10 protein-coding genes and 2 pseudogenes are annotated in these 11,803 nt (G+C 76.1%); 6 read left to right on the forward strand and 6 right to left on the reverse strand.

The window, feature by feature from the left end; genetic code table 11:
• Positions 1–447 precede the first annotated feature (447 nt).
• From cimA to LUW75_RS01720, 3 genes and pseudogenes are all read right to left on the reverse strand, one after another.
• A pseudogene (cimA, locus tag LUW75_RS01710) lies at positions 448–2,016 on the reverse strand (citramalate synthase); the annotation flags it as partial.
• A gap of 369 nt (positions 2,017–2,385) precedes the next feature.
• Positions 2,386–2,877: a hypothetical protein gene (locus tag LUW75_RS01715; RefSeq protein ID WP_250334039.1), complete on the reverse strand. Its 492-nt coding sequence runs from the start codon at positions 2,875–2,877 to the stop codon at positions 2,386–2,388.
• Positions 2,874–4,322 carry a WGR domain-containing protein gene (locus LUW75_RS01720; RefSeq protein WP_250334040.1) on the reverse strand — a complete coding sequence of 483 codons (1,449 nt, stop codon included), beginning with the start codon at positions 4,320–4,322 and terminating at the stop codon, positions 2,874–2,876. The genes LUW75_RS01715 and LUW75_RS01720 overlap by 4 nt, the downstream gene beginning before the upstream one ends.
• Before the next feature lie 378 nt (positions 4,323–4,700).
• Between LUW75_RS01720 and LUW75_RS01725 the strand changes: the two genes are divergently transcribed.
• Entirely contained in the window at positions 4,701–5,468 is a 768-nt protein-coding gene (locus LUW75_RS01725) for a peptidoglycan recognition protein family protein (protein WP_250334041.1), read from the forward strand.
• Here the strand turns inward: LUW75_RS01725 and LUW75_RS01730 are convergent.
• Together LUW75_RS01730 and LUW75_RS01735 are read right to left on the reverse strand one after the other, a co-directional pair.
• Positions 5,434–5,919 (reverse strand): SGNH/GDSL hydrolase family protein, encoded by a 486-nt coding sequence (locus tag LUW75_RS01730; protein ID WP_250334042.1) that lies wholly within the window; start codon positions 5,917–5,919, stop codon positions 5,434–5,436. The two genes, LUW75_RS01725 and LUW75_RS01730, sit on opposite strands and share 35 nt — an antisense overlap.
• The gene (locus tag LUW75_RS01735; protein WP_250334043.1) at positions 5,916–6,104 is read right to left on the reverse strand and encodes an SGNH/GDSL hydrolase family protein; all 189 of its coding nucleotides are present in this window, start codon (positions 6,102–6,104) and stop codon (positions 5,916–5,918) included. The genes LUW75_RS01730 and LUW75_RS01735 overlap by 4 nt, the downstream gene beginning before the upstream one ends.
• Before the next feature lie 224 nt (positions 6,105–6,328).
• Here LUW75_RS01735 and LUW75_RS01740 point away from each other — a divergent pair.
• Both LUW75_RS01740 and LUW75_RS01745 read left to right on the forward strand, forming a co-directional pair.
• Positions 6,329–6,817, forward strand: a pseudogene (locus LUW75_RS01740) (sigma-70 family RNA polymerase sigma factor); the annotation flags it as partial.
• A 445-nt stretch (positions 6,818–7,262) separates the two neighbouring features.
• Positions 7,263–7,907: a CAP domain-containing protein gene (locus LUW75_RS01745; RefSeq protein WP_250334044.1), complete on the forward strand. Its 645-nt coding sequence runs from the start codon at positions 7,263–7,265 to the stop codon at positions 7,905–7,907.
• Between the two features lie 16 nt (positions 7,908–7,923).
• Here LUW75_RS01745 and LUW75_RS01750 read toward each other — a convergent pair whose 3' ends face one another.
• Positions 7,924–8,487 (reverse strand): CAP domain-containing protein, encoded by a 564-nt coding sequence (locus tag LUW75_RS01750; RefSeq protein WP_250337510.1) that lies wholly within the window; start codon positions 8,485–8,487, stop codon positions 7,924–7,926.
• Between the two features lie 499 nt (positions 8,488–8,986).
• Here LUW75_RS01750 and LUW75_RS01755 point away from each other — a divergent pair, with 499 nt between their 5' ends.
• From LUW75_RS01755 to LUW75_RS01765, 3 genes are all read left to right on the forward strand, one after another.
• Positions 8,987–9,391: a CU044_2847 family protein gene (locus tag LUW75_RS01755; RefSeq protein WP_250334045.1), complete on the forward strand. Its 405-nt coding sequence runs from the start codon at positions 8,987–8,989 to the stop codon at positions 9,389–9,391.
• Positions 9,392–9,448: 57 nt separating this feature from the next.
• A complete protein-coding gene (locus tag LUW75_RS01760; RefSeq protein ID WP_250334046.1) occupies positions 9,449–10,480 on the forward strand; it encodes a 2-dehydropantoate 2-reductase in 1,032 nt (343 codons plus the stop codon).
• A gap of 141 nt (positions 10,481–10,621) precedes the next feature.
• Positions 10,622–11,593 (forward strand): RBBP9/YdeN family alpha/beta hydrolase, encoded by a 972-nt coding sequence (locus LUW75_RS01765; protein ID WP_250334047.1) that lies wholly within the window; start codon positions 10,622–10,624, stop codon positions 11,591–11,593.
• The last annotated feature ends 210 nt before the right edge of the window (positions 11,594–11,803 follow it).

The following is an 11,803-nucleotide window of genomic DNA, read 5'->3' on the forward strand; positions in this document are numbered from 1 at the left end:
CCCGTGTCCCACCGGGCACCGGCGCCGGGCACGAGGGCGCCGGCGTCGGATCCCGTGCGCCGCGCCCGCGCTCCACGGGCACCCCGGGGACGCCTCGGCGGTGGGTGCCCGGGGACGCGTGCGGCGGCCCGGGCACCCCGGTCCGCGGTCCTAGGACGGGGCCGGCTGCGCCTCGGTGACGGCCAGCGCGTCCACCATGCGGTTCAGCTTGCCGCGCGCCCGTACGGCGTGGGCCTGCGGCACCCGGATCTCGGCGGTGGCCCGGGCGGCGTCCGCCACCGTGTACGACAGCGCCAGCACCGGCGTGCTGCTCAGCGTCGCGGCGATCCGGCCCAGCGCTCCGCGGCTGTCCCGGAGCGTCACGGTGAGCGTGCACGCCGCGTCGTCCCGTGCCGCCCCCGTCCCCTCCCCGAGCGGTTCGGGGGCGGTGTGCCCGCCGGATCCGCGCCCGACGTACCGGAGTCCGTACGTGTACGCGTCCACCAGCGCCTCGCAAGACGCGGCGAGCACGTTGCCCGCGACGCCGACCGTCTGCCACGCCCCGTGCCCGTCGGTGACGCTCACCAGGACGCGGGTCCTCGCCGCGGTGCCGTGGCGGCCCTCCAGGATGCGGACCTTGTAGTCGACCAGCTCGAACCGCGACACCTCCGGGTAGGCCGACCGCAGCGCCCGGCGCAGCGCGCGGTCCAGGGCGTTCACCGGGCCGTTGCCCTCGGCGGTGGCGACGGCCCTCGCGCCCCGGGCGCGGAGCTTCACCGTCGCCTCCGCGTCCCGCGGCGCGCCCGGCCCGTCTTCCGCGATCACCCTCCAGGACTCCAGCTCAAAGCGGGGCTCCCCGCGTCCTTCGGTTTCTTCGCGCAGGAGGAGTTCGAAGGAGGCGTCGGCGGCCTCGTAGGTGTACCCCCGCAGCTCACGCTCCTTGACCCGCGCCACCACCCGCCCCACCAACTCCCGATCCCCACCCAACTCCACCCCCAACTCCCTGCCCTTCAACTCCACCGAAGCACGACCCGCCATGTCCGACACCAACATGCGCATCGTGTTGCCCACCCGCTCCGGATCCACATGCTGATACAGACCCGGATCCACCTTGACCGCCGAAGCGTGCAACCCCGCCTTGTGCGCGAAAGCCGACACCCCCACATACGGCCGATGCGCCGCAGGCGCGAGATTGACCACCTCCGCAACCGCATGGGAGATCCGCGTCATCTCCGCCAACGCCCCCACCGGCAACACCCTCCTGCCGTACTTCAACTCCAACGCCGCCACCACCGAGAACAGATCCGCATTACCCACCCGCTCCCCGTAACCGTTGGCGGTGCACTGCACATGACTGGCCCCCGCCTCCACCGCCGCCAGCGTATTGGCCACCGCACACCCCGCATCGTCCTGGGCATGAATCCCCACACGCACCCCACCGGCCACCACCCGCGAAACCACCCCGTGAACCTCCGACGGCAACATCCCGCCATTGGTGTCACACAACACCACCACCTCCGCACCCGCCCCCCACGCCGCATCCACCACCGACCGCGCATACGCCTCATTGCCCCGATACCCGTCGAAGAAGTGCTCACAGTCCACGAACACCCGCCGCCCCCGCTCCCGCAGATACGCCACCGTCTCCCGCACCATCGCCAAGTTCTCCTCCAACGTGGTCCGCAACGCCAGCTCCACATGCCGGTCATGCGCCTTGGCCACCAACGTCACCACCGAAGCACCCGACTCCACCAACGCCCCCACCTGCGGATCACTCTCCACCCGCACCCCCGGACGCCGCGTCGCACCGAACGCCACCAACCGGGCGTGACGCAACTCCACCTCCCGCGCCGCCCGCGCGAAGAACTCCGTATCCCGCGGATTGGCCCCCGGCCACCCCCCCTCGACGAACCCCACCCCGAACTCATCCAGATACCGGGCGATACTCAACTTGTCCGCCACACTCAGACTGATCCCCTCCCGCTGAGCACCATCACGCAACGTCGTGTCGAAAACATGAAAACCGTCGTGTGCCATGGCGGGTTTTTCCTATCCAGGTCTGCCGGGCCGGGTGGGGCCGTTCGTGTCAGGGGACCGAGGGGGAAAACAAAAAGACCCCTCGCGGAGTGCGAGAGGTCTGCGTGCGGGCGGTGAGCCGCCTGGGAGGGTTCGCCTCCAGGTCATCTCGGTGCCGGCACGCTGGCGCTAATAATGAGCTGGCGCTGCATGGCGGCGATCTTTGCATGACGCGGCCGCCGCGGAAAGGCCGTCTCACCTTTTGGACATGCCGCCCGGGTCGGCGGCCGGGTCGGCGGCCGGGGAAGCCGCGCCGCCGGCACCGCCGCGCAGGGCTCCGGCGCCGGTGCCGGCGGCGCGGGACGGCGGTGTTCCGGGTGTCCGCCCCGGTCAGCCGGGGGCGGGCACCGGCTCGACCTCCAGGTGGCGCCGCCGCCGGGGACCCCGGTACAGCAGGGCCTCCCAGCCCAGCCGCTCCAGTGCCCGGGCGCAACGGGCCAGGGCGGTCTCCTCCTCCTGCGCGGCGCCGCCGCCCGGGGGTCCCAGCCACTCCACCCGCACCTGCCCCGGCCGCTCGCCGGGGCCGACGCGGTAGCCGGTCCTCACGCGCCGCCCCCCGGCGTCCAGCGCGGACGGCGGGAAGCCGGCCGCCTCCAGGGCCAGGGCGACCGCCCTCACCGGCCGGTTGCGCTCCCACGGGGCCGGTACGCCCCCGGGGTCGCCGCCCGCGGCGGTGGTGAGCCGCCGGATCTGGAGCAGCCCTTCGTACGCCGCCCGGACCTCGGCGGCACGCCGCCCGGCCGCCGTCGGGTCGGTCTCCGGTTCCGGAAGCGGGGGGCCGTCCCCGGTGGCCGCCTCGAACGCGCCGCCCGCCCCGGTCACAGCAGCCGCCTGATGTCGCCGCGGACCCGGTAGAAGCCGCCCGCCGCGGCGTGCAGCGCGTCCACCGCGTACCGTGCGCCGGGCTCCCGTATCGCGCGCGGGAACTGGACGTTCCACGACGGCTCGTACCCCTCGGACACGACGTGCACCCGGAGCCTGCCGCCGTCCTGGACGCACTCCACGACGACCGAGCCCGCCGGGGCGTCCGCCACCGCGGCCACCGAGGCCGGGGCCGTCACCGGGGCGTACGTCGGCAGGGCGGCGGCGAGCTTCACGTCCCGCGCCACCGGGACCGTGCCGCGCTGGGCGGCCCCGATCGCCGCCTCCCCCGCGTCCACGCAGACCAGTGAACCGTCCGTGGTGACCAGGTAGAGCCGCTCGTCCCGGTACTGCATGGACAGGGCCGAACCGCCGCCCGTGCCGAGCTTCCACAGGCGCGTGCCGTCCCGGTCGAAGCAATACACGGAGGACGCCGCGTCACCGGCGAAGACGAACCGCCCGCCGGGCGACGTGGCGCAGGAGTAGACGGCGCCGTCGCAGGCGTAGGTCGCCTCGATCCGGCCGTCGTCCTTCGACAGCCGCTGCACGACGCGGTGCGCGGTCCCCGCGTACACCGCCGTGTCCTCCTGCCAGCCGAAGAGGACGCCGCCGCGGGTCTCCGTGTGCCACACCTCGCCGCCGCCGTCGGGCGCGTACGCCGTCACGCCCCGGTGGTGGCCGTGGTAGACGGCCCGGTCGTCGGCGCGGACCATCCAGGCGTGCTCGCCCCGTCCGCGGCGGACCCACTGGTGCTCGTCCTCGTGGTCGATGACAGTGAGCCGGCCGGCGCGGTCCGACACGTTCAGCACGCCCTCGTGGATGTCGAGCCAGAAGATGTCCACGTCGGCGGCGATGTCGTACGCCGCGAACGGGAGCTTCGACGACAGGTCGTACACGCGGCCGTCGTCGCAGCCGGCGTAGATCCAGAAGTCGTCCGCGACCAGGCACTTCACGCCGTCGGGCAGGCTGAAGCGGGCGAGGACGGCGCCGTCGTGGTCCAGGGTGTAGACGTCGCCCGCCTGGTTGCCGACCCAGCAGCGGTCGTCGTCGACGTGGACGCCGAACGCCGACGATCCCGTCCGGAACCGCCACAGCACCGGTGCGACCGCGCGGGCCGTCGACGGGGCCGACGCGACCTGGCGGCGGGTCACCGAGCGCGGGGCCCGCTGCCCCGGGACGGCCGGCGCGTACCCCTTGCGGACCTTCTCGCCGACCTTCCTCGCCGCGGCGGCGCGCGCCTTCTCCGCCGTGGGGAAGGCGGACGTCTGGGTCTGGCCGGCGGCCCCGATCCTTCCGTACCTCACCGTCACCACCTGGCCGTCGACGGCCACCTCGTAGAACTTGTGCGCACCACCGCCGTCCTGCGACAGCTCCAGGTACGTCGTCTCCGCGGACACAGCGGACATGGCTGGCAGCCCCTCCCCGAGCGGACCCGGCGGCCTGTTCCGCGGGTCCCACTGGGAAGACCGTAGGGCGCGGCACTGACATCGACGGCGGCACCCGGCGGCGCTCGGGTCGCCGCGCCCGCCCCCGGGCGCCGGCCGGCGTCCCGCCGGGCCGTCCCCGGGCCGTCCGACGCCGGCACACGGGCCCCGGTGGTCGTCGCCCGGGCATCCGGCGGGCGCCCCGCCGGATGCCCGGCGCCGGTCGTCCGTGCCGCGGCCCGGCGCCGCCGTCCCGTACGGACCACTCCGGCGGGCGGCCGTCGGCACCGTCGGCGACGATGGTCCCGACGAGGAGGAAGACCACGGCCGGGGCGGTTCGCCGCGGAGGAGGCGGGGAGCATGCGTCTGCCGCAGACCCGCGGGGCCCGCGCCGCCACGTCGCTGACCGTCCTCGGGGTGCTCGTGACGGCGAACCTCGTCCTCGGACCCTCGTCGGGCCCTCGGGGGCACGGCGCCGTCGACCCCGGAGGCGCCGCCTCGCAGCGCGCGGCCCGTCACCAGGGCCCGCGGCCGGTGATCGTGACCCGCGCCGCGTGGGGCGCCCAGACCGTTTCGACGGCGCCCGCCGCCCGGTACGCGCCGACGGTGCGGGCCGCCGTCGTCCACCACACGAGCACCCCGAACGGGTACGACTGCGCGAGCGTCCCCGCGACGCTGCGCGACCTGTACGCGGGGCACGCCCACGGTCGGGACTGGGACGACATCGGCTACAACTTCCTCGTCGACGCCTGCGGCACCATCTACGAGGGCCGGGCCGGCGGCGTCGACCGGGCCGTGGTCGGCGCCCACACCAAGGGGTTCAACGAGGGGACCGTCGGCATCGCGGCGATCGGCACGTTCTCGCAGGGCGTCCGGGTGCCCGAGCCGATGATCGACGCGATCGCGCGGCTGGTCGCCTGGAAACTGGACCCCTCCGGGGCCGATCCCCGCGGTACGGTCACCCTCGTCTCGACGAGTGGCGAATCGCGCTTCCCGGAGGGCACGGCGGCCGTGCTGCCCGTCGTCGGGGGCCACACGGACGGCTACGCGACCCGCTGCCCGGGCGCCGCCCTGTACGCGAGGCTGCCCGACATCAGCGCCCGGGCGGCCCGGCTGCAACGGCGCTGATCCACGCGTCGGCGAGCAGCTGGTGGCCCGCCGGAGTCGGGTGCACGCCGTCGCGGACCCAGTGGGCCGCCGGAGCACGGCGCAGTGCCTCGTCGAACACGGGCTGGAGTCTGACGAGTTCCACGTGGTGGGCGGCGGCGAGTTCGGCGACCGCGTGCTGCCGTAACTGCACCTGGGCGGCGAGCGCCTCGTCGAAGTCCGCGCCCGGGCCGCCGGGGAGGCAGAACGGCTCGCACAGCAGGACCCGCGTCGTGGGGAGCGCCCGGAGGGTGCGGGTGAGCAGGATGTCGTAGACCGCGCGGAAGTCGTCCGCGTCGATGTCGCAGGACTCGCCGTCCACCACGCGCCACGCGTCGTTGACGCCGACCAGGACCGACAGGACGTCGGGGGCCGGGTCGAGCGCGTCCGCCTGCCAGCGGGCGGCCAGTTCGGTGACCCTGTCGCCGCTCACCCCCGGTTGGTGACGCGCCACCGGTGGCCGGGAGCCCTGGTCGCGGCGCGGGCGGCGACCAGGTACACGTAGCCGTGTCCGAGGGCCGCGTTGGCGTCGGCGTGCGGGCGCCGGTCGCGGCCGCCGTCGGTGATCGAGTCGCCCTGGAAGAGGATGTGCGAGCCGGCGGGGACGTTCAGCGGCATGTGGACTCCGGAAGCGGGGGCCTTCGGCCCGGACCTGGACGGTTTCACGTGGAACGTAGTTTCCGCGCTCCGCGCTCGGCAAGGGTCGGTGAGCACCTTCCGTCCGGCGGGGGTTGGGGCGGGCGGACCGGGATGCGTAGGGTCCGGCTGTTTTCCGTTGTCGGGGCCGCGCCGCGGGATCCCCCGACCACAGGACCGTGCGGAACGACGGGGCGAGGCGGGGCATGCACAGGGACAGCGAGCACGTACCGGAACTGGTGAGCGCGGCGCGGGCGGGGGACGCCCGGGCGCGTGAGCGGCTCGTCGAGGACTACCTGCCGCTGGTCTACAACGTGGTGGGGCGGGCGCTGGACGGGCACGCGGACGTGGACGACGTGGTCCAGGACACCATGTTCCGGGCGCTGGACGGGCTGGACGGGCTCCGCGAGCCGTCCCGGTTCCGCTCCTGGCTGGTCGCCATAGCGATGAACCAGGTACGCCGCCGCTGGAACGACCGCCGGCAGGCACCGGTCGCGTCGCTGGACCACGTCGTGGAACGGCCTGATCCGGCGGGGGACTTCGTGGACCTGACGATCCTGCGGCTCGGCCTCTCCGGCCAGCGGCGGGAGGTCGCCGAGGCGACCCGGTGGCTCGACGAGGGCGACCGGGCGCTGCTGTCCCTGTGGTGGCAGGAGGTGGCGGGCAGGCTGACGCGCGCGGAGCTGACCGAGGCGCTGGGGGTCTCGGCACGGCACGCGGCGGTGCGGGTGCAGCGGATGAAGGCCCGGTTGGAGACGGGCCGGGTGGTGGTGCGCGCCCTGGCGGCGAAGCCCCGGTGCGGTGTGCTGTCGCGGCTGACGGCGGACTGGGACGGCCGGCCGGCCCCGGTGTGGCGCAAGCGCGTCGCCCGGCACGTCCGCGGCTGCCGCGCCTGCGGCGGGCACCGGGCCGGTCTGATGCCGGCCGAGGGGCTGCTGGCCGGTCTGGTCCTGGTCGCCCCGCTGTCCGGGTACCCGGCGGTGCCCGCGGCGGGCGCGGGGGGCGGGTGCGGCGGCCGCCTCCGCGTCCGGTGCGGTGCCGGGCGGTACGGCGGCCGGGGCCCCCGCCGTGCGGGAGGGCGCCGCGCACGGCGGGGGCCCCGGCCCGGGGGGTCCGGTCGGGGACGCGGCACGCCGGTGGGTGCCCGCGGCGGCCGGGGGCGCGCTGGTCGGCGGCGCACTGCTGGCCGCGCTGTGGCCGGCGGCGCCCGACGCCCCCGTACCCATCGAGAAGGACCGGGCCCCGAGGGGGGCCGCCGCGCCGGCGTCCCCGGCCGGGGCGTCCGGCGCGTCCCGTACGCCCTCCCCCGCCGCCTCCCCCGCGCCGACCGCTCCCGGCGGCCCGGCGGCCTCCGCGGCGCCGGTGCCGGAGGCGTCTCCGAGCGTCAGGCGCACGATCGGGCCGAGCACGGCGCAGCGGCTGACCGGCCTGGTCAACGCCCGGCGCGCAGAGGCCGGTTGCGCCCCGCTGCGCCTGGACCCCCGGCTGACGGCGGCGGCCCGGTCCCATGCGCGCGACATGGTGGCGCGGCGCTACTTCGCCCACGCCGACCCGGAAGGCCGGCAGGCGGACGCGCGGATGTCCGACGCCGGGTACGACGCGGCCGCGTGGGCCGAGAACCTGCATCTGGGCCCCCGGGACGCGGCGGCGGTCGTCGCCGACTGGATGGACGGTTCGTACCACGAGCGGAACATGCTCGGCTGCCGCTACCGGGACACCGGTGTGGCGGCGGTGCCGGGACCGGAGGGCACCGTGTGGGTGCAGATCCTGGCCGGCCCGGCGTGAGAGGCGGTGCGGGGGACTAGGCGGCGACGCCGAAGTTCTGCACCCACCACGGGCCGTTGGAGCGGAGGGTCACGCCCACGCCGATGTCCCGGAAGGCGCAGTCGAGGATGTTCGCGCGGTGACCGGGGCTCTTCATCCAGTCGCGCACGGCGGTGTCCGGGTCCCGGGGACCGCGGTGGATGTTCTCCGCCCAGGTCCTCCAGCGGTAGCCGGCGGCCCCGATCCGGTCGCCCGCGCTGCGCCCCTCGGGGGTGTCGTGCGCGTAGTAGCCGCGGGCGGCCATGTCGTCGGCGTGGCCCTGGGCGGCCCTCTGGAGGCGGGCGTCGGCGTGGAGCGCGGGGCATCCGGCCTTCGCGCGTTCGGCGTTGACGAGGTCGAGGACGCGGCGCGCGTGATCGGCGGCCGCCCCGCCGGGCCGGGAGGGGCGGGCCCGGTGGGGGCCCGCACCGCCCCGGCGCGCGGCGGGCGGGGCGGAGGGGGTTTCGGGGGGCCGGCCGCGGTGTGCCGGTCCGGCGGGGCGGGGGCGGTCCGGGCGGGGGCGGGGACGGCGGGCGGGGCGTGCGGCGACGGGGGTGCCGATATGGACGGGCCGGGCCCGGGGGTGCGGGGGTCCGCGGGGGCCGTGGCGGCGGAGGCGCTCGGGGAGCGGTCACCGTGGAGCGGTACGGGCGCCGTCGTACGGGCGGTCAGGGAGCCGCCCTCCCCGCCGGGGCCGTCGAGGACGGCGGTGCCGGCCACCACCGCGGCGACGGCCACCGCGCCGGCGACGACGGTGCCGACGCCCTGGTAGGTCCAGCGCCGTTTCGCGTGGCGCCGCGGCGCCGCGGCGGCCCGGCGGCCGGGGTGGTCCTGTCGGTCTCGGGGGTGCTGCACGGTCACTTCGCTCTCCGCTCTCCTGCGAGGACTGCCGGCTGTGGTCCGGCGAAGGGGAGATCGGGCGAGACGGCCGTGACAACACTTTCCGCGGAGGAGGACGCCCGGTGGGGGCGTCCCGGGGCGGCGGTCGCGCGCGGTGGCGGGGTCGGCCCCTTCGGGCGGCCCGGTGTGCGGTGGGCGCGCGGCTGCGCGAGACTGGCCCCGTGAGTCGGCTGATCACTTTCGAGGTGGGCGACGGCGGTGACGGCACGGCCGTCTTCGAGGTGGACGACGGCCTGGTTCCGGTGGGCCCGGAGGGCTTCCCCGGCGAATCGGTCGCGGACCGGGCCCGGGTGTCGCTCCAGGAGGCCCTCGACCAGCTGGGCCCCGCCCTGGCGCAGGTCTTCGGCGTGCTCCGCCGCCTGGGGCCCCAGGAGGCGGTGGTGGACTTCGGCCTCAAGGTGGGCGGCGAGGGCGGCATCGTCGTGGCGAAGGGCACGACGGAGGTGAACTTCGCCGTCCGTCTCGTGTGGAGACGGGACCGCGCCCCCTCCGCGGACGTGGACGGGGAGACGGAGGTGGACGCGGGCGGGGAGGCGGACGCGGCGGCGGGCACGGGCGGGGAGTGACGGACGCGGACGCGGGCGCACCTCGACTCCGGTGCGCGCCGGCGTCACACTGGCCGCATGCCACTGAGGATCGCCGTGTTCGGCGCGGGGAGTATCGGCTGCCACCTGGGCGGATTCCTCGCCGCCGGTTGCGAGGTGACGCTCGTCGGCCGCCCCTCCGCGATGGAGGCCGTACGGGAACGGGGGCTGCGGCTGACGGGCGGGGGCCGTCCGGACCTGCGGGTGGCCCCGGCGCTGCTGCGGGCGTCGAGCGAGGCGCGGGACGTGTCGGGCGCCGACTACGTGCTGGTCACGGTCAAGTCGGGAGCGGCGCGCGAGGCCGCCGAGGCGGTCGGCCCGTACCTGGGCGCGGACACCGTGGTGGTGGGTTTCCAGAACGGGCTGCGGGGCCCGGAGACGCTGCGGTCCGCCCTGCCGGCGGGCACGGCGGTGCTGACGGGCGTGGTCGGGTACAACGTGGTGCGCACCGGTCCCGCGGCCTTCCACCAGGGCACGACCGGTGCGCTGATGATCGACGACGCGCCCGACGCGGGGCCGCTGGCGGCGGCGCTGCGGCGGGCCGGGCTGGAGGTCGAGCCGCACGGTGACATGCGGTGCGTCCAGTACGCGAAGCTGCTGATGAACCTGAACAACGCGGTCAACGCCCTGTCGGGGCTGCCGCTGCGCGACCAGCTGGGGGCGCGGGCCTACCGGCGGTGCCTGGCGCTGTGCCAGGAGGAGGCGCTGGCGGCGTACCGGGCGGAGGGCGTGGCCCCGGCGCGGCTGGGGCCCGTACCGGCGTCGGTGACGCCCTGGCTGCTGCGCCTGCCGGACGGGGTGTTCCGGCGGGTGGCGGCGGCGTCGCTGCGGGTGGACGCGCACGCCCGGTCGTCGATGTGGGAGGACCTGGAGCGGGGCCGGCCCACGGAGATCGACACGCTGCAGGGGGAGGTCGTGGCGCTGGCCGCCCGGCACGGTCTGCGCGCCCCGGTGAACGCGCGGCTGGTCGAGTTGGTGCGGGAGGCGGAGGCGGCCGTTGCGGGGCGGTCCCGCCGCTGGTCGGGGACGGATCTGTACGCGGAGTTGAGCGCCGCGGCACGACGCGGGTAGGTGGTCGCGACGACATGCGGCCCCGGTGCCGCGCGCACGGCGGAACCGCGCCGTCCGCCGGGGTCGTCCACAGGGGTTGCCGGTCCTCCTCTCCACGCGAAAAGATCGTTCTCCGCTGAGAAGCCGACGAAGGGGGGAGCGGTGAGACCTCGTCTGGTGTTCGTCCACGGCATCGGAGGTCCCCGGGACGCCGAGGCGGATCTGGAGGAGTGGTTACGCGCGGCGGCGCACGGCGCCCGCGCGGCCGGCCACGGCGACAGGCTGTCCGGGCTGACCGGGGGCTGGGCCGCCGACGTCCGCTTCGCCTACTACGGCGACCTGTTCCGCACGCCCGGCTCGCAGGGGACGGGGGCCGCAGCGGCGGGGCCGCGGGCGTCCCGTCGGGGCGAGGAGCTGGTCGCCGGGTTGCTGCTGGAGGCCGTCGACGAACGGCTGGCGGACCCGGCGACGACCCCCGGGGAGGCCCGGGTGCTGCACCACGCCCGGACGCAGCTGGCCCCGCCCGGTGACGCGCAGGGGGCGGGTGCGCCCGGCCGGCACGTCGTGAACGCGCTGACGAGCCTGATGGCGCTGCCCGGCCTGCGGTCCGCGGGCGGTTGGCTCAGCGCCCGGCTCACGGCGGGCACGCTCGGTCAGGTGGCCCGCTACCTCAACCGCGACGAGCCCGGGGAGGACGGGGCGCACCTGGACGTCCGGATCCGCCGGAGGGTGACCGCCTGCCTGGACGCCGACGGGCCGACGGTGGTGGTCGCGCACTCGCTGGGCACGGTGGTCGCCCTGGAGGCCCTGCACGCGCACCGGGGCGAGGTGCCGCTGCTGATCACCCTGGGGTCGCCGATCGGGACGCGGACGGCGGTGCTGCCCCGTGTGCGTCCGCAACCGCCGAGCGCTCCGGCGTGCGTGGGCCGGTGGCTCAACTTCTGGGACCGCGACGACATCGTGGCCGCTCGTCCCCGGCTGGAGGACTTCGTCCTGCCGAACGCCTCCTCGGTCCGCCCCGTGAGCAGCCGGGTCGACTCGGACGGCGCCTGGGTGCACCCGGCGGCCAAGTACCTGGCGCAGGCCGCCGTGGCGGGTCCGCTCGTCGAGGCCCTGGCCGCCGCGGGGTCATGACCGGCCCGCGGCACGCCCTGGTGATCGGGGCGCAGTGCCCCGACCTGGGTCCGCTGGAGGAACTGGAGGAGGCGGCTCGGGCGCTGCACGACACGCTGACGGCGCCGTGGGCGGGCGGCTGCGAGAAGGACCCTCCGGGCAGGACGACGCTGCTGTGCGGTGGCGGGGTGACGCGCACGGACGTCGAGGCGGCGATCCGCACGGCGGCGC

It is taken from the genome of Streptomyces sp. MRC013, assembly GCF_023614235.1.
In the GTDB taxonomy this organism is placed as follows: Bacteria; Actinomycetota; Actinomycetes; order Streptomycetales; family Streptomycetaceae; genus Streptomyces.